The sequence below is a fragment of the Pseudomonas sp. ADAK18 genome (genome assembly GCF_012935695.1).
Classification (GTDB): Bacteria; Pseudomonadota; Gammaproteobacteria; order Pseudomonadales; family Pseudomonadaceae; genus Aquipseudomonas.
Window position 1 is genome coordinate 706,150 of record NZ_CP052859.1, and the last position, 20,239, is coordinate 726,388.

The window sequence follows — 20,239 nt, forward strand, 5'->3', positions numbered from 1 at the left end:
CGACAACCGGCGCCTGCCCGAGATGACTGACACAACCTCTCTATCCGTCACGCCAGTTACCGACAGTTCAGTCCGGCGCCGCTCCCTGGTCGCCGGTTGCAGCGCCCATGCCGTCCACGATGGCCTCACTGATGTCATCTATGTGCTGCTGCCGATCTGGCAAACCCAGTTCGCCATGACCTACGCCCAGGTTGGCCTGCTACGGGGCGCCTATTCCGGAATGATGGCCGGCTTCCAACTGCTCGCCAGCCGGGCCGCCAAACGTTGGGGGCGAACGCCGATGCTGGTGGTGGGGACGGCGTTGGCCGGTGTTGCTTATTTGTTGGCGGGGCAGGCTGTTGGGCTGGTGACGTTGCTGTTGGCACTGCTGTTGGGTGGCTTGGGTGCCAGCACCCAACACCCGCTGGCCTCCTCGATGATCACTGATACCTATGAGGATGGCGGCGGTGTCAAGGAAGCCCTGTCCCAATACAACTTCGCCGGCGATATCGGCAAAACACTGGTTCCGGGACTGGTTGGGCTGTTGCTGACAATGATCAGTTGGCGGGCCAGTGTCACGGTTTTAGGTGTGCTTGGCCTGGCGGCGGCGGGGTTGCTGTGGTGGTTGATTCCAACACGAACCTCTACGTCGACCTCTGGAAAAGCCGCTAAATCCCTCACCGGAACCGGCTCCCCTGGCGGCCTGCGCGCCCTGGTTCTCACTGGCACCCTCGACAGCGCCGTGCGCATGGGCTTTCTCACCTTCCTGCCATTCCTGCTCAAAGCCAAGGGTGCTGGCACCGCAGGCATCGGCTTGGCGCTGACTCTGCTGTTTATCGGCGGCGCCTTCGGAAAATTGCTCTGCGGCTACCTCGGCGCACGCATCGGCATGATGAAAACCGTCTGGCTGACGGAAACCAGCACAGCAGTGCTGATCATCGCGGCGGTGTACTTGCCACTGACAGGGTTGATGGTGATGTTGCCGCTATTGGGACTGGCACTGAATGGCACGTCTTCGGTGCTGTATGGCACGGTGCCGGATCTGGCGGGAGCGGAGAAACGGGATCACGCGTTTGCAGTGTTTTATACCGGGACGATTGGAGGAGGGGCGCTGGCCCCCGTATTGTTTGGTGGGCTGGGAGATGTGACCGGGATTCCCGTCGCGGTGATGCTCTTGGCGGGGACTCTGCTGCTGACGCTACCGTTGTCCTGGGTAGTGCAACGGGGATTAGTGTCTGAGGTATCACGCGTCAGGACTCAGGAACAATGACAAGCCACGACAGCGGGGAAAACGCGGTTCTACTTACCCGAGAGGCGAAGCCTGACGACGTGCAAGCGATGCTTGAATTGGATGTCTATGCGCAATCGAATCCCGGCCGTGGCGCTGTTATTCGCGAGGCGGTTGATAAGCGCCAATGCCTGGTGGCGGTAGAGTTGGGTCGCCTTGTCGGTTACCTCGTGCTGACCCACGATTTTTTTGAGAATGGCTTTATTTCGCTGGTGGTGGTTTCCCCTGCACATCAGCGCAAAGGCGTGGCGCTTCAGCTGTTTGCGGCGGCGCAGCGGGCCTGCAAAACGGCCAGGCTGTTCACCTCGGCGAACGAATCGAATCTGGCTTCCCGAAAGCTCATTGCCAAGGCTGGCTTTGTGCCGAGTGGCGTTATTGAAAATCTGGATGAGGGGGATTCGGAACTGGTGTATTTCAAGTTTGTTCGGTGATCGGTTGGGCATGGTTTATAGGAACCGCGTGAATGAATTGATTCATCCCTTTACCGGTTGGCGACATGCCCAGGCTGGGCCAGCAGATCAATACCCAATGAGTGAAGCACCTTGAGAACTGTTTCGAAGCGAGGTTTTGCCCCAGGAGCAAACGCCTTGTACAGGCTCTCACGGCCCATCCCGGTGCCCGTGGCGATTTTCGCCATGCCACGGGCTTTGGCCACATACCCAACCGCCCGGAGGAACTCCTCGTTGTCGCCGTCAGCCAGGACCTGAGAAAGGTATTCGCTGATGGCTTCGTCACTGTCGAGCAGCGCTACCATGTCAAATGTCGTCAGTGTTTGGCTCATGATCAAACCTCCTTTGCCAGTTTCTTTGCCCGCCGGATGTCGGCGTCTTGTGAGGATTTGTCGCCACCTGCCAGCAATACGATGACCGTTCTACCGCGCACGCGATAGCCGACACCGACATCCACACGCATTTCCGAAACACCCCCTCCTACCGTTTTTATATCGCCCAGATTGCCAATGGATGCGCGATCGATACGACGTGCAATAGCGATCTTAGCTCGCAAATCACGTATTGCTGTGTGCCAGGTAATAAAGGTTTGCGTTTGCTGGATAAGGTAGTTCACGGAGTCTCACTGTATCCACATGGATACTTTCTGGCAATAGAGATGAGCCTGTGAGGGCTTCGGTGAGGCGCCGGAGAATGATGTGAGTGGGCCTTTGATTTCAAACGCTGTCTTGTTGCGAGCGATTGCAGCCTTGAGTTCATGCTGATCAGATCGCGGAAAGGGGGGCGGATTGATTTATCACTAAATCCCGCCCATAAAAAACCGGCCATTAAGAGCCGGTTTTTTCTGCTTCTAGATCCCCCGCCAAAACATCCGAGCGTGAGACCAAAATCAAATTGGAGCGGGTGAAGGGAATCGAACCCTCGTTATCAGCTTGGGAAGCTGGAGTAATGCCATTATACGACACCCGCTCAGAGCGGCTGACTTTGTACCAGATGTGCGCGGGGATTTGAAGTTTTTCTTTGGGAAATGTGTGGGTTGCGCTGGTCGGCCGAAGCCGTGAGCGCGCCCTCTGTAGGAGCGAGCTTGCTCGCGATGGATTCAAGAGCGCCGCGTTTACCAGTAAACACGTGTCATCGACCATCGCGGGCAAGCCATGCTCCCACAGGGGATCTCGGTTCAGATCGCGAAAGCATGCTGGGCCTGAGCCTGGTGGTAACGAAGCCGACTTGGTTGTTGCTCCGGCCGCAAAAAACTCATCAACGCCTGCCGACTGTCTCGGCATGCCGCTTTATGCTCCATATCCAGAAAGTGCCCGGTCGCCTGGATCGTCCCGAAGCTGCTGTTCGCCACGTGCTGGCCAAACAACTTGGCATCCTGGGCACTGGTGTACTCGTCCCATTCCCCGTTCAGAAACAACACCGGAATGTCGATCTGCTTCGCCGCCTTGAGGTAGCACAGGCGGTCGCTGTTAAGCACATGGCTGATGTGAAAGTGCATCTGCCCATATTCATGCTCGGCCAGGCTGCTCACATGCTTGTAGTTGTAGCGCTTGAACAGCGACGGTAGGTGTTTGCCGATGGTGCTGTTGACCAGATGCCCCACGCGGTCACCGTCGAGGTTGCCGAGGTAGTCGACGCCACGCTCCAGGTAATCACGCATGGGGGCGTTGATCACCGGAGAGAACGAGCTGATCACGGCCTTTTCCACGCGGCGGGGGCGGTGGGCGAGGGCGACCAGGGTGGCGGCGCCGCCCCAGGAGAAGGACAGCACGTGTTCGGCGGCGAAGTGGTCGATGAGTTCCAGGAGGACCTGGCCTTCGACTTCCTTCGTCAGCATTTTCTCGTGACGATTGTGGGCTTTGGAGCGACCGGCGTAGGGCTGGTCGTACAGAACCACGTTGAATTGCGGGTGCAGGCTTTTCACGGTTTGCGCGAAAGACGCGGTGGTGGCCATGGAGCCGTTGACCAGGATGATGGTCTTTTCTGCAGCGTCCGCGCGATAGAACTCCGTGTAAACCCGATACTGACCCTGTATATCCAGCACAGCGATTTCTGGCCTCATGTCGTAAGACTCCTGGCAAGCGGGTGGTGCGCGCAGATCACTCTGCACGAGCTTTGTGACAGGTAGGCATACGCCTGGAAGTGAGGGCCCATGTCGGTCCGGTGTTGGCTGGCCGACGGGTGTTGTTATGGCGGGCAATTTGCCGAAGATGCCCGCAGATCAAGCGGCGCGGGCTGGCAAAGTGTTTCTTGGAAGGTTATGGGTGACTCACCAGTCACTTTGCGGCTGGCGTTTGGATTCAAGCAGGATGGGGGCCAGGTCGCCAGTCGAAAACGTGGTTTTTTTCCATCATCGGCTGAACGGTCATCAGACCTGTTGGATTTCAGCGTCTGTCAGCGCCCGGTACTGGCCAGGGGCAAGGTTTTCATCGAGTACCAGCGGCCCCATGCACTCGCGGTGCAGGCGCATCACTTTGTTGTCGAAGTGGCCGAACATGCGCTTCACCTGGTGATAACGCCCTTCAATGATGCTCAGGCGCGCCGTTCTGGGGCTTAGCACCACCAACTCGGCCGGTTGGGTGGTGAGGTCTTCGAAGGCGAAGTACAGACCTGCCGCGAAGGTCTGCGCGTACTCGGGGCCGATGTCTTGCTCGGTCTCGACGTAGTAGACCTTGGGCAGTTTGGTCTGCGGTTGGGTCAGGCGTCGCGACCACTGGCCATCGTTGGTGATCAACAGCAGGCCCGTGGTGTTGAAGTCCAGGCGTCCGGCGATGTGCAACTCGCCCTTGTTCGGTTCATCCAGCAGATCGAGCACCGTGGGGTGTTGCGGGTCAGCGGTGGCGCTGACGCAACCCTGGGGTTTGTGCAGCATGAAGTAGCGCGCGGGTTTGCCGGTTTGCAGGACTTCGTCGTCCAGCGAGACATGGCTGAACTCGCGGACTTCGTGGTGGGGATCGCTGACCACATGGCCGTCGACCCTGATCCGCCGCTCCACCAGCAGCAGGCGTACTTGTTGGCGATTGAAGCGGGGTAGATTGCTGAGGAAACGGTCGACACGCATTACGGTTGCTCGGCCCCACGCAGTTGCTCGTCTACCTGGGCACAACGCGGGCACAGGCAGGCCTTGTTGCGCAGTTCATCAGGCAGCGCTTGGAGCACGGCCGGGTCGATGGTGACGCTGTAGCACCAGCAGGCCTGGTCGGCAGTACGCGGATCGGCCAGGGCGCAGTCGTTGCGGGCGCCGCAGGCGGGGCAAAGTTGAGGTGTGGTCATCGGTCGGTTCAGGCTGTATCGGACGAGTCCCGGTGGAACCCAGTGTGCCTTGCACGATACAGCTCCGATTCTTTATTGCAAACGAAGGACTATCACGTCAGGCAGATGTATCAATCTATGTCCAAATCGCACCAGATTCGGTTTTTGATGTCAGATGTTTCGTCAGTCAGTGAAAGCTGATTGCTGCCCCCAGCGTCGCTGGTGTGTGCTTTCTCGCGGTCCAGGAGGCCGCCATGTATCGTCGACTGCTTCTCATCGCTGTGCTCGGCCTGACCCTTTCTGCCTGTGTGCCCTATTACGACGGAGGCGGGAGTTACTACCGTTCCGAGGTCTATACCTCGCCGGCACCGGTCTATTACAACGGCTACTACGGCGGTGGCCCGACCTACTACCGGCGTGGTTACTATGCGCCATCACCGCGTTACTATTCGGCGCCGCGTTATTACCAGCCGGCCCCTCGTTATTACCCGGCGGGGCCGAGGGGTGGTTACCGTCCTTACTCCCATCAGGGAGGGGGTGATCACTGGGGTAATGGTGGCCGTGGCCGGGGGGATGGCCGAGGCGGTGACCACGGTGGAGGCCGTGGCGGACACCGGTAATCAGTTTTGATTTTAAGCGGCGCTTGATGCGCCGCTTTTTTGTGGACGTTGTATATCCGTACTGTCAGATTTCACAGCTATCTTAAGGCCCTGGATTGTAGTCCCCTGTGGAAAGAGACGTTGTTCTTTGCCGATCTGACAGTGAATTCACGGAACGAAATATGAATATTCGGGAATTGTGTTTATTTTTCCTGGGGCTGGCCTGGACCGCTCAAGCTATTGCGCAGCAAGGTTGTCCTTATCCGTCGTCGGTCAAATACATTGAGGATGCTTTTCAAGCGGGCAGTGCTCGTTCGCTTTGGAAAAGCCCAAAGATGAAGACTCAGGATTTTATCGACAGGTTTGTAGGCGCCATCTTTGTGCCCAGTGACGGGCAAGAGCGCAAGAGCGGTTACCTGGAAAAATGTATCTACCTGACAAACAGGGGCCGTCCCGTGACCTTGAGGTATGGCATGGAGGAGGAAGTTCTGAACATGTCGTTGGTCGATACCACTTACTGGCAGCCCGCCATCGACTTGTTCGGTCTGAATATCTATGTGTGTGACGACCGTCAGCCGGACAATTGTTCGTTCACGGTCGATGAATCACGGCGCTGATCAGCCCCAACGTTCAATAGTCAGACAAGTCTGCCAGCGGGTGCCTACCTTCCCACACCTTGTGGAAATGAGCCTCCACCATCGCCTCCGGGATAGCGTTGATGTTCGGCCAATGCCAATGAGGCTGTTGGTCCTTGTCGATCAACCGCGCCCGTACCCCTTCGCTGAACTCCGGATGCCGGCAGCAATTGAGGCTCATGGTGTATTCCATCTGGAACACCTGGGCCAGGGACAGATGCCGCGCTCGCTGAATCTGCTCCCACACCAAATGTGCCGTCAGCGGACAGCCTTCGCTCAGGGTCTTGCCCGCACGGCTGAATAGCGGATCGGCGTGTTCGCGCAGCTGACTCAAGGCGCGCCAGGCACAGCGCACATCACCGACATCCAACCATTCGTCGATCTGCGCGCGGCGTGGTAGCCACTGGGCTTCGGGTAACTGGTCGCTGGCTTCCTGGGCCAGGGCCTTGAGCAGACTATTGAGCTGCATCGCGGTTTGCTCCTGCCAGTTCAATTGCAGCAGACCGTCGATCAGTTCGTCCTGTTGTTCATCGCGCAAGAAACGGTCGGCAAGGCCCAGGTCCAGGGCGTCGCGACCATTCATCTGGGCACCGGTGAGGCCGAGGAACAAACCGAGCTTGCCGGGCAGGCGCGACAGAAACCAACTGGCACCTACGTCCGGATACAGTCCGATGCTGATTTCCGGCATGGCCAGGCGGCTGCTCGGTGTGACAATGCGCACCGAGGCACTTTGCAGCAAGCCCATGCCGCCGCCCAGCACATAACCATGGCCCCAGCAGATCAGCGGCTTGGGGTAGGTGTGCAAGCGATAGTCGAGTCGGTATTCGGCCGCAAAAAAAAGCTCGGCCAGGGACGGCACTTCGCCGGGCTGCTCACGACAGGCCTGCACCAGGCTGCGCACTTCGCCGCCGGCACAAAACGCCTTGGGACCGTTGCCACGCAACAGCACACAGACGATCTGCGGGTCCTTGGCCCAGGCGTCAAGGCGCTCGGCCAAGGCCAGGATCATGGGCAGGGAGAGGGCGTTGAGGGACTTTTCAGCATTCAGACTGGCGATGCCGATGCGGGCGCCACCTGTGCCGGTCAGTTCTTCGAAGTGCAGGTTCATCGTGACCTCAATCGATAAATTGAACGTTCAGTATGATCCCTTCGTGGGAAAGTGCCGGTTCTGCGTCAGATCAATTGACAAGCCGGGTAGGCTTTCCTAGGGTTCGCCTCATTCTTTTGACTAGATGATGCAACCATGACCACTGACGACCGTATCAAACTCGAACCCAGCTGGAAACACGCCCTGCGGGATGAGTTCGACCAGCCGTACATGGCCCAGTTGCGTGAGTTCCTGCGCCAGGAACACGCGGCTGGCAAGGAGATCTACCCGCCGGGTCCGATGATCTTCAATGCGCTCAACTCCACGCCGCTGGACAAGGTCAAGGTGGTGATCCTCGGCCAGGACCCGTACCACGGCCCGGGCCAGGCCCATGGCTTATGTTTTTCGGTGCAACCCGGCGTGCCGGCGCCGCCGTCCCTGGTCAATATCTATAAAGAACTCAAGCGTGACCTGAATATCGACATCCCCAGCCACGGCTACCTGCAAAGTTGGGCCGACCAGGGCGTGCTGATGCTCAACACCACCATGACTGTGGAGCGGGCCAACGCCAACGCCCATGCGGGCAAGGGCTGGCAGTTCTTTACCGATCGGATTATCGAAGTGGTCAGCGAGCATCAGCCCCATCTGGTGTTCCTGCTGTGGGGCGCTCATGCCCAAGGCAAGCAGAAGCTGGTGGATGCCACCAAACATCTGGTGTTGACGTCGGTGCATCCGTCGCCATTGTCGGCATACCGTGGGTTTATTGGATGCGGGCATTTCAGCCGGACCAACAAGTTTCTTGAGCAGAATGGCGAGACGCCGATTGAGTGGCGATTGCCGCCGGTGTGAGAAGAGGGTTTGTGGGGCTCGACAGCTCCCACATTTTGACTGTGTTACGGCTTTAAATTTTTTCCGGCTGCCTGTTCCAATGCTTGAACAACGGCTCCGCCAGAAACAACACAAACAGCAAGCGCATGACCTGCATCGCGGTCACCAACGGCACCGACAATTGCAGGGTTTCCGCTGTCAGGCTCATCTCGGCAATGCCACCGGGCATCATGCCCAAGGTCAGCGAGCGTAGATCCAGGTGGGTCAAGGCGCTCAAACCCACTGCCGCGAGGGTCGCGATCAACATGGTCAACGCCGTGCCGATCAAGGTACGGCCCATGAACAGCGGCGCGCGGCGAAAGAATTGCCGGTTGAAGTGGCAACCCAGGCCGCTACCGATCAGCCATTGGCCAATCTGACTGCCGCCGTCGGGCAAGCCGATGTGCAGGTCCCAGGCCACGCTGGCCGTGGCGGCGACCAACAGCGGTCCAAATAGCCAGGGGTTGGGTTGACGCAAACGCTGCCAACCCCAGGCCACTAACGCACCCACGGGAAACAGCAGCGCCAGCCAGGCCCAGTCGACGGCTGCCGGATGAAACTGTGGCGTACCGCCTCCCAGCAGATATTTGAAAATGGCCGGCACACACAGCACCACCACCAATACCCGCAAACTCTGACCCGCCGCGACGCGGCTGAGTACCGCACCATTGCGGGCGCCGAGGTTGACCATCTCCCCGGAACCGCCCGGCATGCTGGAGAAAAACGCGGTGGCGCGGTCTTCGCCACTGCGGCGCATCAACCACACGCCGACAATGCTCGACAAGCTGGTCACCAGCGCGCCAACGAAGATCAAGCCGAAATGGCTCATCACCTGCTCGATCACCACGGGGGTGAAGTGCAGGCCGATACCGATACCCACCACCCATTGGCCGCATTTACGCCCGCCAGGAATTTCCGCCAGTTGCCAGGGGGTCAGGCAGCGCACCAGGATGATCGCCAGCAACGAGCCGACCATCCACGGCAGCGGCCAGCCGATCTGGCTGGCGAGGTAACCCCCCAGCAGACCGACCAGCGGGGTTCCCCACCAGTTTTTAAAAGTGGCCTCAGACATCGGCCACGGCACGACGCTGCAGGGAACGCTTGCGGTAGATACGCACGAGCGGGAACAGCAGCATCAACGCAGTCAGTACCCACACACCGAAGGTGATCGGGCTCGACCAGAGGATTTGCAGTTCGCCATTGGAGATCGACAGCGCACGGCGCAGGTTCTGTTCCATCAGGCCGCCGAGGATGAAGCCCAGCAGGACCGGCGACAGCGGGAAGTCCAGCTTGCGCAGGATGTAGCCGAAGATACCAATACCGATCATCAGGAACAGGTCGAAGGTGGTGGCGTGAACGGCATAGACGCCAATCGCGGTGATGATGGCGATCACTGGCACCAGCGCCCAGTTCGGCACGGCAAGGATGCGGGTGAAGATGCGGATCATCGGGATGTTGAGGATCACCAGCATGATGTTGGCGATAAACAACGAAGCGATCAGGCCCCAGACGATGTCCGGTTGCTGTTGGAACAACAACGGACCTGGCGTGATGTTGTACAGCGACAGTGCGCCGATCATCACCGCCGTGGTGCCCGAACCCGGTACGCCGAGCGTCAACATCGGCACTAAGGCGCCGCAGGCGGAAGCACCGATGGCGGTTTCCGGTGCAGCCAGGCCGCGCATGTCGCCCTCGCCGAATTTACCGCTGGCACCGGCCAGGCGTTTCTCGGTCATGTAGGCAACGGCTGACGCCAAGGTCGCACCGGCACCCGGCAACACGCCCATGATGAAGCCCAGCAGGCCGCAGCGAATGTTCACCACGAACACCGACGAGGCTTCCTTGAAGTTGAACATCATGCGCCCGGTGGCTTTCACGGCTTCCTGGCCACGGTGGGTTTTTTCCAGCAACAACAGGATCTCGCTGATGGAGAACAGGCCCAGCACCAGCACTACGAATTGAATACCGTCGGTCAGGTGAATGTTATCGCCGGTGAAGCGGTACACGCCGCTGTTGGCGTCGATGCCCACCGCTGACAGAAACAGGCCGATCAACGCGGCGACAAAGGTTTTCAGCGGCTTGTCACCGGCCATGCCGCCCAGGCAGACGATGGCGAACACCATCAGTACGAAATACTCCGCAGGGCCGAAGGCAATTGCCCACTTGGCCAGCAGCGGGGCAAACAGCACCATGCCGCAGGTGGCAATAAACGCACCGATGAACGAGCTCCAGGCCGACAAGGACAAGGCCACGCCGGCCAGGCCTTTACGGGCCATCGGGTAACCGTCGAGGGTGGTCATTACGGTGGAGGCTTCGCCCGGAATGTTCAGCAGGATCGAGCTGATCCGGCCGCCGTATTCGCAGCCCAGGTACACGGCCGCCAACAGGATCAAGGCCGATTCAGGCGGCAGCCCGAGGGCGAACGCGATGGGGATCAACAGCGCCACGCCGTTGATCGGGCCCAGGCCTGGCAACAGGCCGACCACGGTGCCGATCAGGGTGCCGCACAGTGCGGTCACCAGGTTGTAAGGGCTCAGCGCGACGCCGAAACCCTGGCCCAAATAGCCAAAAGTATCCATATCAATTCTCCAGAACGTCGAGCAGGCCGAGGGGCAGTGGCACGTCCATGGCTTTATCGAACAGCAGATAAAGGCCGACGCTCATCAAGGTGATGATCACCACGCTGGGCAGCCAGCGTCCGCCGTACAGGCGGGCCATCGGGATGCCGATCAACATGCTGCTGAGAATGAAACCCAGGGGTTCGAAGGTGCCAGCAAACACCAGCAGCAGTGCTACGCAGATGCCGATTTTGATCAGGGTGTCGCGGTCCAGCGGCGGCTCTTCTTCACTGTGTTTGGTCGCTTGCGGACGAATCAGCATGTAGATCAACGCCAGGCTCATCAGCCCGAGCATCAGCAATGGGTAGGCCCGAGGTCCGACGGGCTCGTAGGAAAATGACGCCTGATACGGCCAGGCCATCAGCGCCAGGCAGGCACAAGCCAGCAACAGCACGGCAGCGAAAATGCGTTGTAAGAGCATGGGGAACTCCTTGGAGACTCTTGTAGGCGCGAGCTTGCTCACGAAGAACACAAGGATGTCGCGTGTATCCATGCAGCACGCGTCATCGTTGAAGTTTTTCTCGAGCAAGCCCGCTCCCACAGAGGGGCGATTACTGGATCAGGCCGAACTCTTTGGCCAGCACTTTGTAGTCAGCCACCTGTTTCTTCACGTAGGTGTCCAGCTCTGGGCCGGTCATAGCAAACGGGAACAGCTCGCGCTGGTCACGCAGCTTGGCGAAGTCTTCGGACGCCAGCAGTTTGTCGAAGGCAGCTTTCCACCAGGCGTAGTCTTCGTCGCTGACTTTTGGCCCGAGGTAGAAGCCACGGACTACCGGCCAGACGATGTCGTAGCCTTGTTCCTTGGCGGTCGGAATGTTCTTCATTTCCGGCTCGTCCAGGCGTTCCTCGGAGAACACCGCCAGCAGGCGCATGTCACCGCTGAGGATGTGCGGCATGGAGTCGGAGATATCGGTACTGCCCACTTGGATATGGCCGCCGAGCAGTGCAGTGGCGATTTCACCGCCGCCTTCCAGTGCCACGTAACGCAGGTCCCGCGGGTTGATCCCGGCGGCCTTGGCGATCAGCGCGGTTTGCATCCAGTCCTGGCTACCGACGGTGCCGCCGGAACCGATGACCACTTTGCTCGGATCTTTCTTCAGCGCCTGGACCAGATCGTCGAGGTTCTTGTAGGGCGAGTCGTTTTTCACTGCGATGGCACCGTAGCTGGTGCCTACCGCCGCCAGCCAGCGCACGGCGCTTTCGTCGAAGCGACCGAACTTGCCCTGGGCCAGGTTCAGCAGCGAACCGCTGGACCAGGCCACCAACGTGCCAGCGTCGGCTGGACGCTGAGCCACCACGGCGTTGTAGGCCACTGCACCCACGCCGCCAGGCATGTAGGTCACGCGCATCGGCTTGCTCAGCAGTTTTTCGTTGACCAGCGCGCTTTGCGCCAGTTTGCAGGTCAGGTCAAAACCACCGCCTGGCGAGGCCGGGGCGATGCATTCCGGGCGCTTGGGCTCGCCGGCGGCCAGCAGTTGGCCGGCGAACAACATGCAGCCGGCGGCCAGGGCAAATTTACGCAGTGAAAGGGTCATGGGTTTCTCCGTCATTGTTGTTATGAGGTGGGCTACTACCACAGTGCGACGCTGTAACTGACCAGCAAGCGCACTTCATCCGCATCACGGGCCGAATAGTTGGAGCGGTACGTGGCGTTACGCAGGCGCACGGCCACATCCTTGAACGTGCCGCTTTGCACCACGTACTTGATCTCGCTGTTGCGTTCCCACTCTTTGCCGGTCTCGCCGTTCTTGAGCTTGATGTTGTCGCCGGACAGGTAACGGCTCATGAAACTCAGGCCGGGAATCCCCAGTTTGGCGAAGTCGTAGTCGTAGCGGGCTTGCCAGGAGCGTTCTTCGGCGCCGGCAAAGTCGTTGATCTGCACGAAGTTGACCAGGTACGGGTCGCTGCCATCCACGTACGGGAAAGCGCTGTCACCGGACATGTGCTGGTAGCCGGCGCTGAGCTTATGGCCATTGAGGGCATAGCTGAAGATGCCGTTGAGGGATTTGTTATCAATATTGCCGCCGCGCGCGCTGCCGGTGTCATCGCTGATGGCCAGGCGCAGGTCGGCGGCGAATGTGCCTGGGCCCACGGGGCGTGAAGCTACGAGGCCGAGGAAGTGCTGGCGGTACACGTCGTCGAGCTGAGCGAAGTGGTAGCTGCCGGTGATCTTGTCGGCGAACTTGTAGTCCACACCGCCAAAGTTGAAATGCTTGCCGGTGGCACCGCTGACGAAACGGCTGTTCTTATTGTTGAGGGCGATGTCTTCGTAGTTGCTGTCGTCACGGTCCTTGGCCTTGTCCAGGCGGCCGCCGGTGAACACCAGGTTCTTGAACTCCTTGGAGGTCAGCAGGCCACCGTTGAAGGTCTGCGGCAGGATACGGCCATCGTTGGGCTTGAGGATCGGCAGTTCGGGGATCAGCGAGCCGATTTTCAGCTCGGTGGCGGAGATCTTCATCTTGCCGGTGACGCCCAGCTTGGAGTACTGATTGGCCGCGCGCCCGTCATCGTGGGTGGGCAGCAGGCCAGTGCCGGTGCGGTCGGGGCTGGAATCGAGCTTGACCCCGAGCATGCCCAGCGCATCGACGCCAAAGCCGACGGTACCGTCGGTGTAGCCCGATTGCAGGTTGAGCATGAAGCCTTGGGCCCACTCGTCACGTTTGGATTGCTGCGCGCTGGTGCCGTCGCGAAAGTCGCGGTTGAAGTACATGTTACGGGTTTCGAGGGTCGCGCTGCTGTCTTCAAAGAAGGCGGCTTGGCCAAGCGGTGAAAAACCGGCAAGGGCGGCGGCACTGGCGAGGGCGGTCTGGGTCAGGCGAGAAAAACGAACAGGCGGGCAAGCCTGTGGCTGTGAGGACAGCATCGTTGGAGTACTCCCGTTATTGTTCTTATTTGACGAAAACGCATCGAGGCGTTTTTCGGGTGCTATCGGTGAAATAGCTCGGCGGACGTAACCCACCGTGGTTGGATGCTAAAGGGCGAAGCTTTCACTAACCTTTCAGTTGTCTTTCAATGTTTTCGGGCTTCACAGCGCAGGTAGCGCCTGTAAACTCGCGGGCGAGTTGGTCAACAAAGGGCGGCGCCGTCCACCCCTGAACGAGGTACAGATCCATGCGTGTCCTTCTGGTCGAAGACCATTTGCAGCTAGCCGAAAGTGTCGCCCAGGCGCTCAAGAGCACGGGTTTGACCGTCGATGTGCTGCACGATGGGGTAGCGGCGGACCTGGCCTTGAGCAGCGAGGAATATGCGGTGGCAATCCTCGATGTGGGTCTACCGCGCATGGACGGTTTTGAGGTGCTGGCGCGTTTGCGGGCCCGTGGGAAAAATCTTCCGGTGTTGATGTTGACGGCCCGCAGTGATGTGAAGGACCGGGTTCATGGCCTGAATCTGGGCGCTGACGACTACCTGGCCAAGCCCTTCGAACTCACCGAGCTGGAAGCCCGGGTCAAGGCGTTGCTGCGCCGTAGCGTGCTGGGCGGCGAACGACAGCAAGCATGCGGGGTTTTGGTTTATGACCTGGATACACGGCGCTTTACCTTGGGCAGTGAATTGCTGACCCTGACCTCCCGTGAGCAGGCGGTGCTGGAAGCCCTGATTGCCCGACCAGGCCGGGTCATGAGCAAGGAGCAACTGGCATCCCAGGTGTTTGGTCTTGATGAAGAAGCCAGCCCCGACGCCATCGAAATCTATGTTCACCGCCTGCGCAAAAAACTCGACGGTCAGCCGGTGGCCATCGTTACTTTTCGTGGTCTGGGCTATTTGCTGGAAGCCCGCGATGCATAAGCCCAGCAGCCTGCGTTGGCGCTTGCTGTGGAACCTGGCGTTGTTGCTGGTGGTGCTGATGATTGCCAGTGGTTTGAGCGCTTACTGGAATGGTCGTGAGGCCGCAGATACGGCCTATGACCGAACGCTGCTGGCATCGGCACGCACCATCGCCGCCGGGCTGTCCCATCGCGACGGCACCCTCAGTGCGGATGTGCCCTACGTGGCCCTGGATACGTTTGCCTACGACAGCGCCGGACGGATTTATTACCAGGTCAACGATATTAATCAGAAGCTGATTTCCGGCTACGAAAACCTGCCCGGCCCACCGCCGGGTACGCCACGCACCGACGACTATCCGGCGCTGGCGCGGTTCTACAACGCCAAGTACCAGGGGCAGAATGTGCGGGTGGTGAGCCTGCTCAAGGCCGTGTCCGAGCCGAACATGAACGGTATGGCGGAAATCCGCGTGGCAGAAACCGATGAGGCACGGGTCAGCATGGCGCGTAGCCTGATGGCAGACACCTTGTTGCGCCTGGGCATGCTGGCCATTGGCGCGTTGTTGTTGGTGTGGTTCGCGGTCAGCGCCGCGCTGCGGCCGCTGGAGCGTTTGCGCACGGCGGTGGAGGAGCGTCAGCCAGATGATTTGCGGCCGTTGCCATTGGTGGAGGTACAACATGAGTTGGGGCCTTTGGTACGTTCCCTCAACCATTTCACCGAACGTTTGCGTGGGCAGTTCGAACGTCAGGCGCAATTTATCGCGGATGCTGCCCATGAGCTTCGTACACCGTTAGCGGCACTCAAGGCCCGCCTGGAACTGGGCTTGCGCGCCGAAGACCCGACGACCTGGCGCAGTACCTTGGAAACGGCCGCCCAAGGCACCGATCGTCTGACCCACCTTGCCAACCAGTTGCTGTCCCTGGCCCGTATCGAAAACGGTGCCCGGGCGATTGCTGAAGGTGGCGCACAGCTGCTCGATCTCAGTCAGTTGGCTCGGGAGCTGGGCATGGCCATGGCACCCTTGGCCCACGCCCGCGGCGTCGCCCTGGCGCTGGAGGCGGATGAACCGGTTTGGCTACGGGGCGAGCCGACCTTGTTGAACGAGCTGTTGAGCAACCTAGTGGACAATGCCCTGGCCCACACGCCACCGGGCGGTAATGTGATCCTGCGGGTTGCCGCGCCGGCGGTACTGGAGGTCGAAGACGACGGTCCGGGAATCCCGCTGGATGAGCGGGATCGGGTGTTCGAGCGCTTTTATCGGCGCAATCAACTGGGCATGGGGTCGGGGCTGGGCCTGGCGATTGTCGGGGAAATCTGCCGGGCGCATCTGGCGCAGATCAGCTTGCATGATGGTGAGTTGGCGGGGTTGAAAGTACGGGTGAGCTTTAACGCAGGATAGTCAGTAAAACATCGACCGTGCTTCATCCAGGTCGGTATTGAACGTACGGCTTTGCGGGTCGATGCGCAGCTTTTTGAAGGCCGGCAAGGTCGACAGGGGCACCGTGGCCAGCGGGTGATCAGTGCCTTTGTGGCAATACAGAACCGCTACCTGGACAACATCGATGTAATCGAGTTTTTCAGAGTCGCGTGTCAGGTCCAGATATTGCCCCGGCACGTCCACCAACATCTCCGGAAAGTCCCAGACCCGCAGCAGTTTATCCCCCAGCAGCGGGTGGATGCTTTCAATCACATGGTTGAGGCTGACCGGATCGGCCAGCAGCTCGTAGCGATCTTCGGCATAGGTCAGGATCGGCAGCACGCCAATCTGATGCACCAGGCCACCGAGAGCCGCTTGGTCAGGTTTCAGTTGGCTGTGATTACGACACAGGGCATAGCTGACGCCCGCCACTTCCAGGCTGCGGCGCCAGACATCGCGCATCTTTTGTTCGACGACATCGGAGCGGGCGTGGAAGATCTGCTCCATTACCAGGCCGATGGCCAGATTGCTGCTGTAGTTGGTGCCCAGCCGGGTGATGGCGGTGTGCAGGTCGGTGACTTCCTGGGTCGCCCGCAGCAACGGGCTGTTGACCACTTTGATCAGCCGCGCCGACAGGGCGGTGTCGCGGCCGATCACTTTGCTCAAACGGCTGATGCTGATCTCCGGGTCTTCAGCGGCCTGACGAATTTTCAGGGCCACTTCCGGTAACGTTGGCAGAACCAGGTCATCGTTATCGATGGCCTCAACCAAAGCCTGTTGGACTTTTTCCGCCAGCTTGTTCATTTCTAATCTCTAGGGTGCTGCAAAAAAGTACGGCGATTAACGCTGGATCTCACGATCACGGTCCAGTGAGTAGGGCAGGTCGAGCAAGTGCAGGCCTGGTCCTTCCAGCGTACCCACATGCACATCGCCGGCGTCTGCTGCTTCGGCTTGCAGTACCGCTAGAAGTTCAATCGTTTGATCGGCCCGCGCGGCGATCACTACCTCGCCGATGGCGCTGTTATGGCTGGGTGAAAACAGCGGTGTCCCTGGCTCGGGTAGCTCGCCGGCGTTCAGGCTCAGTCGATACAGACGACGCTTGAGCTTGCCCAGGTATTGCATGCGGGCAACGATTTCCTGGCCGGTGTAGCAACCTTTCTTGAAGCTGACACCGCCAACGGCTTGCAGGTTGAGCATCTGCGGGATGAACAGTTCGCGGGTCTGGGCCATGACCTGGCCGATCCCGGCGCGGATCTGCCCCAGCAGCCACTGATTCAGATCACCTTCTTTCAGGTGTGCGGCCAGGTGGCTGCGCACGGTGTCGGCTTGTGTGGCAGGTGCCCAGAGTTCGGCGCGGCCAGGGGAGACACGAATGGCGATCAGCTCGTCAGTACGGGCGACGCTGTCGGTTTCAGGTGGTAGTTTCAGGCCGAGGCTGACCAGTGTCGAATCCGCATCCGACAGACCGAAACGCACCCAGGCGGCGCTTTCGTCGGTCAGTTTGGATTTGGAAAACACGGCGTATTTCTTCAGGTCCGCCAGTTGTGGCTCCAGCAGTTCGCTGGCCATGGCCAACAGCACGCCGTCGCCTTGCAACAGGATGCGAAAGCTCGACTGCATGCGGCCTTTCTGGGTGCAGCGGGCACCGAGGCTGGCCTGGGTGTCGCTCAGGTAATTGAGGTTGCAGGTCAGTTGTCCCTGCAGGAACTTGGCAGCGTCAGCGCCGCGGACGGCGAGAACGCCTTCGTGGGACAGGGGGCAGAAGAAAGCAGAGTCAGCCATGGGTCATCGCAGGTTGAAAAGTTATGAGTGCATCATAGAGGGGCGTCCGGCAAATGGGTAGTTTCCATATGCCGACCAAAGCCGACTGTTCCGAGCTTCTTGGGCCTGTATACTTGCGCTCTATTTGAGGAGCGCTCCATGGTCGAAGATGTAGAACTCAATCGCCTGTACTGGCACAGCCGTCGTGGCATGCTTGAGCTGGATGTGTTGCTGGTACCGTTCGTCAAGGAGGTCTATGCGCACCTCAATGACGTTGACCGCGACTGCTACCGCAAGCTGCTGGAGTGTGAAGATCAGGACATGTTCGGCTGGTTCATGGAGCGGGCCGAATCGGAAGACCCGGAGCTGCAGCGCATGGTTCGGATGATTCTGGATCGTGTCCAGCCCAAGTAATAGCTTCGAATGCCGCTGGCAGGCCTCACGGCTGTTGCTGGCGGCGTATCTCCTTGCCCAGCTGTTCGCGCTGGGTGCATTGATGGTGCTTGCTGTTTCCCTTTGGGCCGCTGTGCTGGGAGCCATCTTTTGCCTGGCTCATGCGGGCTGGGTCCTGCCGCGCCATATCCTGTTGACTCACCGTTCGTCGATTCGTGGCTTGCGTCGTGATGCTGAGGGTTGGCAGCTCTGGAGCGCCGAACGGGGCTGGCACGCAGTGCAATTGCGCCCCGACAGCCTGGCGTTGCCGTTGATCGTGGTGCTGCGCTTTCGCGTGCGGGGAGAATGGCAGGTACGGTCGATCTGTGTGCCGCGGGATTCGCAGGTCGCCGATGTGCATCGGCGCCTGCGGGTGCGCTTGAAGTTCAGTCGCCGTAGGTGGCTGGCACCAGAATAGTGTCCCGGGCCTCGGGCAGCATCTGCGGGTAGTCAAGGGTGTAATGCAGGCCTCGGCTCTCCTTGCGCTCCATGGCTGAACGGATCATCAATTCGGCTACCTGGGCCAGGTTGCGCAGCTCGATCAGGTCGCGGCTGACCTTGTAGTTGCTGTAGAACTCGTCGATTTCGTCCAACAGCAATCTCACCCGGTGCTGCGCCCGTTGCAGGCGCTTGTTGGTGCGCACAATCCCTACGTAGTCCCACATGAAGCGCCGTAGCTCGTCCCAATTGTGGGCGATGATCACGTCTTCGTCGGAGTCGGTGACCTGGCTGGCGTCCCAGCGGGGCAGTGCGGACGGCACCGGGATACGCGGCAGTTGTTCTAGGATGTCGGCAGCCGCAGAACGGGCATAGACGAAACACTCCAGCAGTGAGTTGCTGGCCATGCGGTTGGCGCCGTGCAGGCCGGTGAAGCTGGTCTCGCCGATGGCGTACAGGCCGGGCACATCCGTGCGGCCTTGCTGGTCGACCATCACGCCGCCGCAGGTGTAGTGCGCCGCCGGGACCACCGGGATCGGGCCTTTGGTGATGTCGATATTGAAGGCCAGGCAGCGCTCATAGACTGTCGGGAAGTGCGTCTTGATGAAGGCTTCGGGCTTGTGGCTGATGTCCAGGTAGACGCAGTCGATGCCCAGGCGCTTCATCTCGTGGTCGATGGCTCGGGCCACTATATCTCGAGGTGCCAGCTCGGCCCGTGGGTCGAAGCGCTGCATGAAGCGTTCGCCGTTGGGCAGTTTCAGGTGCGCGCCTTCACCGCGCAGGGCTTCGGTGATCAGGAAGCTCTTGGCTTGCGGGTGATACAGGCAGGTGGGGTGGAACTGGTTGAACTCCAGATTGGCCACCCGGCAGCCCGAGCGCCAGGCCATGGCGATGCCGTCACCGCAGGCGCCGTCGGGGTTGCTGGTGTAGAGGTAGACTTTGGCTGCGCCGCCCGAGGCCAGAATGGTGAAGCGGGCACCGTAGGTGTCGACTTCGCCACTGGCACGATTGAGCACGTAGGCGCCGAGGCAGCGTTCTCCCGGAAGGCCCAGGCGCTTTTCGGTGATCAGGTCGACGGCGACGCGCTGTTCCAATAGTTCGATGTTGGGGCGCTGCCGGGCCTGGGCGAGCAGTGTCTTGAAAATGGCCGCGCCCGTGGCATCGGCAGCATGGATGATGCGCCGATGGCTGTGGCCGCCTTCGCGGGTCAGGTGGAACTCGAAACCACCGTCGTCGGTGCCGGACTCTTCGTCCCGGGTGAAGGGCACTCCTTGGTCGATCAGCCACTGGATGGCTTCGCGACTGTGCTCGACGGTAAAGCGCACTGCGTCTTCGTTGCACAGGCCGCCACCGGCGTTAAGGGTGTCTTCAACGTGGGATTGCACGGTGTCGGTGTCATCCAATACCGCAGCGACACCACCTTGGGCCCAGAAGGTCGAGCCATTGGCCAGGTCGCCTTTGCTCAGTACGGCTATGCGCAAATGGCTCGGCAAGGTCAGTGCAAGGCTCAACCCCGCCGCACCGCTGCCAATCACCAGAACATCGTGTTGAAACTGTTGGCTCATTTGAAGGATTCCGCAAAAAGCGATCCGAAGGGTTGGCGCAAACAGGACGCCTGGATCGGCGAATCAAAGGGTCACACGGCCCACTAGTAT

At 59.9% G+C, this 20,239-nt stretch carries 23 protein-coding genes and 1 tRNA gene; 9 read left to right on the forward strand and 15 right to left on the reverse strand.

Translation table 11 applies throughout. From position 1 onward, the window contains the following. Positions 1–22: 22 nt before the first annotated feature. Both HKK55_RS03195 and HKK55_RS03200 read left to right on the forward strand, forming a co-directional pair. Positions 23–1,249 carry an MFS transporter gene (locus HKK55_RS03195; RefSeq protein WP_169353331.1) on the forward strand — a complete coding sequence of 409 codons (1,227 nt, stop codon included), beginning with the start codon at positions 23–25 and terminating at the stop codon, positions 1,247–1,249. Then, a complete protein-coding gene (locus tag HKK55_RS03200; RefSeq protein ID WP_169353332.1) occupies positions 1,246–1,698 on the forward strand; it encodes a GNAT family N-acetyltransferase in 453 nt (150 codons plus the stop codon). Before HKK55_RS03195 ends, HKK55_RS03200 begins: the two co-directional genes overlap by 4 nt. Before the next feature lie 50 nt (positions 1,699–1,748). On the opposite strand, the gene HKK55_RS03205 is transcribed toward HKK55_RS03200, so the two are convergent. From HKK55_RS03205 to HKK55_RS03230, 6 genes are all read right to left on the reverse strand, one after another. After that, complete coding sequence (locus HKK55_RS03205) at positions 1,749–2,048, reverse strand: addiction module antidote protein (protein ID WP_169353333.1); 300 nt, start codon at positions 2,046–2,048, stop codon at positions 1,749–1,751. 2 nt (positions 2,049–2,050) lie between these two features. Continuing rightward, the gene (locus tag HKK55_RS03210; RefSeq protein WP_169353334.1) at positions 2,051–2,332 is read right to left on the reverse strand and encodes a type II toxin-antitoxin system RelE/ParE family toxin; all 282 of its coding nucleotides are present in this window, start codon (positions 2,330–2,332) and stop codon (positions 2,051–2,053) included. 279 nt (positions 2,333–2,611) lie between these two features. Further along, positions 2,612–2,685 (reverse strand) — tRNA-Gly (locus HKK55_RS03215). A 208-nt stretch (positions 2,686–2,893) separates the two neighbouring features. Beyond that, positions 2,894–3,778 (reverse strand): alpha/beta fold hydrolase, encoded by an 885-nt coding sequence (locus tag HKK55_RS03220; RefSeq protein WP_169353335.1) that lies wholly within the window; start codon positions 3,776–3,778, stop codon positions 2,894–2,896. A gap of 306 nt (positions 3,779–4,084) precedes the next feature. Beyond that, positions 4,085–4,777, reverse strand: coding sequence for a pseudouridine synthase (locus HKK55_RS03225; protein ID WP_169353336.1), 693 nt, complete (start codon positions 4,775–4,777; stop codon positions 4,085–4,087). Further along, entirely contained in the window at positions 4,777–4,989 is a 213-nt protein-coding gene (locus HKK55_RS03230; protein WP_169353337.1) for a cysteine-rich CWC family protein, read from the reverse strand. The genes HKK55_RS03225 and HKK55_RS03230 overlap by 1 nt, the downstream gene beginning before the upstream one ends. A 233-nt stretch (positions 4,990–5,222) precedes the next feature. Between HKK55_RS03230 and HKK55_RS03235 the strand changes: the two genes are divergently transcribed. Further along, positions 5,223–5,588 (forward strand): hypothetical protein, encoded by a 366-nt coding sequence (locus HKK55_RS03235; RefSeq protein WP_169353338.1) that lies wholly within the window; start codon positions 5,223–5,225, stop codon positions 5,586–5,588. A gap of 161 nt (positions 5,589–5,749) precedes the next feature. Then, positions 5,750–6,184 (forward strand): DUF3757 domain-containing protein, encoded by a 435-nt coding sequence (locus tag HKK55_RS03240; RefSeq protein WP_169353339.1) that lies wholly within the window; start codon positions 5,750–5,752, stop codon positions 6,182–6,184. Positions 6,185–6,197: 13 nt separating this feature from the next. On the opposite strand, the gene HKK55_RS03245 is transcribed toward HKK55_RS03240, so the two are convergent. Then, positions 6,198–7,310, reverse strand: coding sequence for an enoyl-CoA hydratase/isomerase family protein (locus HKK55_RS03245; RefSeq protein ID WP_169353340.1), 1,113 nt, complete (start codon positions 7,308–7,310; stop codon positions 6,198–6,200). 135 nt (positions 7,311–7,445) lie between these two features. Between HKK55_RS03245 and ung the strand changes: the two genes are divergently transcribed. After that, entirely contained in the window at positions 7,446–8,138 is a 693-nt protein-coding gene (gene ung / locus HKK55_RS03250; protein WP_169353341.1) for a uracil-DNA glycosylase, read from the forward strand. Positions 8,139–8,190: 52 nt separating this feature from the next. Here ung and HKK55_RS03255 read toward each other — a convergent pair whose 3' ends face one another. The 5 genes from HKK55_RS03255 to HKK55_RS03275 all read right to left on the reverse strand — a co-directional run bounded on the left by HKK55_RS03255 (position 8,191) and on the right by HKK55_RS03275 (position 13,637). Further along, positions 8,191–9,228, reverse strand: coding sequence for an AbrB family transcriptional regulator (locus tag HKK55_RS03255; protein WP_169353342.1), 1,038 nt, complete (start codon positions 9,226–9,228; stop codon positions 8,191–8,193). Beyond that, the gene (locus HKK55_RS03260) at positions 9,221–10,735 is read right to left on the reverse strand and encodes a tripartite tricarboxylate transporter permease (protein ID WP_169353343.1); all 1,515 of its coding nucleotides are present in this window, start codon (positions 10,733–10,735) and stop codon (positions 9,221–9,223) included. Before HKK55_RS03260 ends, HKK55_RS03255 begins: the two co-directional genes overlap by 8 nt. Before the next feature lies 1 nt (position 10,736). Then, the gene (locus HKK55_RS03265) at positions 10,737–11,195 is read right to left on the reverse strand and encodes a tripartite tricarboxylate transporter TctB family protein (RefSeq protein WP_169353344.1); all 459 of its coding nucleotides are present in this window, start codon (positions 11,193–11,195) and stop codon (positions 10,737–10,739) included. Positions 11,196–11,325: 130 nt separating this feature from the next. Then, a complete protein-coding gene (locus HKK55_RS03270; RefSeq protein ID WP_169353345.1) occupies positions 11,326–12,309 on the reverse strand; it encodes a tripartite tricarboxylate transporter substrate binding protein in 984 nt (327 codons plus the stop codon). A 35-nt stretch (positions 12,310–12,344) separates the two neighbouring features. After that, entirely contained in the window at positions 12,345–13,637 is a 1,293-nt protein-coding gene (locus HKK55_RS03275; RefSeq protein WP_169353346.1) for an OprD family porin, read from the reverse strand. Between the two features lie 248 nt (positions 13,638–13,885). On the opposite strand from HKK55_RS03275, the gene HKK55_RS03280 reads away from it, so the two are divergent. Beyond that, complete coding sequence (locus tag HKK55_RS03280) at positions 13,886–14,557, forward strand: response regulator (protein WP_155584980.1); 672 nt, start codon at positions 13,886–13,888, stop codon at positions 14,555–14,557. Beyond that, positions 14,550–15,935 carry a sensor histidine kinase gene (locus HKK55_RS03285; protein ID WP_169353347.1) on the forward strand — a complete coding sequence of 462 codons (1,386 nt, stop codon included), beginning with the start codon at positions 14,550–14,552 and terminating at the stop codon, positions 15,933–15,935. The genes HKK55_RS03280 and HKK55_RS03285 overlap by 8 nt, the downstream gene beginning before the upstream one ends. On the opposite strand, the gene HKK55_RS03290 is transcribed toward HKK55_RS03285, so the two are convergent. Together HKK55_RS03290 and HKK55_RS03295 are read right to left on the reverse strand one after the other, a co-directional pair. Beyond that, complete coding sequence (locus HKK55_RS03290) at positions 15,936–16,757, reverse strand: HDOD domain-containing protein (protein WP_169353348.1); 822 nt, start codon at positions 16,755–16,757, stop codon at positions 15,936–15,938. It abuts the gene before it with no gap. Positions 16,758–16,793: 36 nt separating this feature from the next. Next, positions 16,794–17,735, reverse strand: a complete 942-nt coding sequence (locus HKK55_RS03295; RefSeq protein ID WP_169353349.1) for a folate-binding protein YgfZ — start codon at positions 17,733–17,735, stop codon at positions 16,794–16,796. Between the two features lie 138 nt (positions 17,736–17,873). Here HKK55_RS03295 and HKK55_RS03300 point away from each other — a divergent pair, with 138 nt between their 5' ends. Next, positions 17,874–18,128, forward strand: a complete 255-nt coding sequence (locus HKK55_RS03300) for a succinate dehydrogenase assembly factor 2 (RefSeq protein WP_169353350.1) — start codon at positions 17,874–17,876, stop codon at positions 18,126–18,128. Further along, complete coding sequence (locus HKK55_RS03305; protein ID WP_169353351.1) at positions 18,112–18,564, forward strand: hypothetical protein; 453 nt, start codon at positions 18,112–18,114, stop codon at positions 18,562–18,564. Before HKK55_RS03300 ends, HKK55_RS03305 begins: the two co-directional genes overlap by 17 nt. Here HKK55_RS03305 and nadB read toward each other — a convergent pair. Then, positions 18,533–20,149: an L-aspartate oxidase gene (gene nadB, locus HKK55_RS03310; protein ID WP_169353352.1), complete on the reverse strand. Its 1,617-nt coding sequence runs from the start codon at positions 20,147–20,149 to the stop codon at positions 18,533–18,535. The genes HKK55_RS03305 and nadB overlap by 32 nt on opposite strands. Positions 20,150–20,239: the final 90 nt, after the last annotated feature.

Bases quoted from the DNA above. Each gene is read 5' to 3' on its own strand.
- HKK55_RS03295 (WP_169353349.1), bottom strand. From the start codon at position 17,735: ATGGCTGACTCTGCTTTCTTCTGCCCCCTGTCCCACGAAGGCGTTCTC.
- HKK55_RS03270 (WP_169353345.1), bottom strand. From the start codon at position 12,309: ATGACCCTTTCACTGCGTAAATTTGCCCTGGCCGCCGGCTGCATGTTG.
- HKK55_RS03285 (WP_169353347.1), top strand. From the start codon at position 14,550: ATGCATAAGCCCAGCAGCCTGCGTTGGCGCTTGCTGTGGAACCTGGCG.
- HKK55_RS03205 (WP_169353333.1), bottom strand. From the start codon at position 2,048: ATGAGCCAAACACTGACGACATTTGACATGGTAGCGCTGCTCGACAGT.
- HKK55_RS03235 (WP_169353338.1), top strand. From the start codon at position 5,223: ATGTATCGTCGACTGCTTCTCATCGCTGTGCTCGGCCTGACCCTTTCT.
- HKK55_RS03300 (WP_169353350.1), top strand. From the start codon at position 17,874: ATGGTCGAAGATGTAGAACTCAATCGCCTGTACTGGCACAGCCGTCGT.
- HKK55_RS03255 (WP_169353342.1), bottom strand. From the start codon at position 9,228: ATGTCTGAGGCCACTTTTAAAAACTGGTGGGGAACCCCGCTGGTCGGT.
- HKK55_RS03245 (WP_169353340.1), bottom strand. From the start codon at position 7,310: ATGAACCTGCACTTCGAAGAACTGACCGGCACAGGTGGCGCCCGCATC.
- HKK55_RS03240 (WP_169353339.1), top strand. From the start codon at position 5,750: ATGAATATTCGGGAATTGTGTTTATTTTTCCTGGGGCTGGCCTGGACC.
- HKK55_RS03200 (WP_169353332.1), top strand. From the start codon at position 1,246: ATGACAAGCCACGACAGCGGGGAAAACGCGGTTCTACTTACCCGAGAG.
- HKK55_RS03280 (WP_155584980.1), top strand. From the start codon at position 13,886: ATGCGTGTCCTTCTGGTCGAAGACCATTTGCAGCTAGCCGAAAGTGTC.
- HKK55_RS03290 (WP_169353348.1), bottom strand. From the start codon at position 16,757: ATGAACAAGCTGGCGGAAAAAGTCCAACAGGCTTTGGTTGAGGCCATC.
- HKK55_RS03260 (WP_169353343.1), bottom strand. From the start codon at position 10,735: ATGGATACTTTTGGCTATTTGGGCCAGGGTTTCGGCGTCGCGCTGAGC.
- HKK55_RS03275 (WP_169353346.1), bottom strand. From the start codon at position 13,637: ATGCTGTCCTCACAGCCACAGGCTTGCCCGCCTGTTCGTTTTTCTCGC.
- ung (WP_169353341.1), top strand. From the start codon at position 7,446: ATGACCACTGACGACCGTATCAAACTCGAACCCAGCTGGAAACACGCC.
- HKK55_RS03220 (WP_169353335.1), bottom strand. From the start codon at position 3,778: ATGAGGCCAGAAATCGCTGTGCTGGATATACAGGGTCAGTATCGGGTT.
- HKK55_RS03265 (WP_169353344.1), bottom strand. From the start codon at position 11,195: ATGCTCTTACAACGCATTTTCGCTGCCGTGCTGTTGCTGGCTTGTGCC.
- HKK55_RS03195 (WP_169353331.1), top strand. From the start codon at position 23: ATGACTGACACAACCTCTCTATCCGTCACGCCAGTTACCGACAGTTCA.
- HKK55_RS03225 (WP_169353336.1), bottom strand. From the start codon at position 4,777: ATGCGTGTCGACCGTTTCCTCAGCAATCTACCCCGCTTCAATCGCCAA.
- nadB (WP_169353352.1), bottom strand. From the start codon at position 20,149: ATGAGCCAACAGTTTCAACACGATGTTCTGGTGATTGGCAGCGGTGCG.
- HKK55_RS03230 (WP_169353337.1), bottom strand. From the start codon at position 4,989: ATGACCACACCTCAACTTTGCCCCGCCTGCGGCGCCCGCAACGACTGC.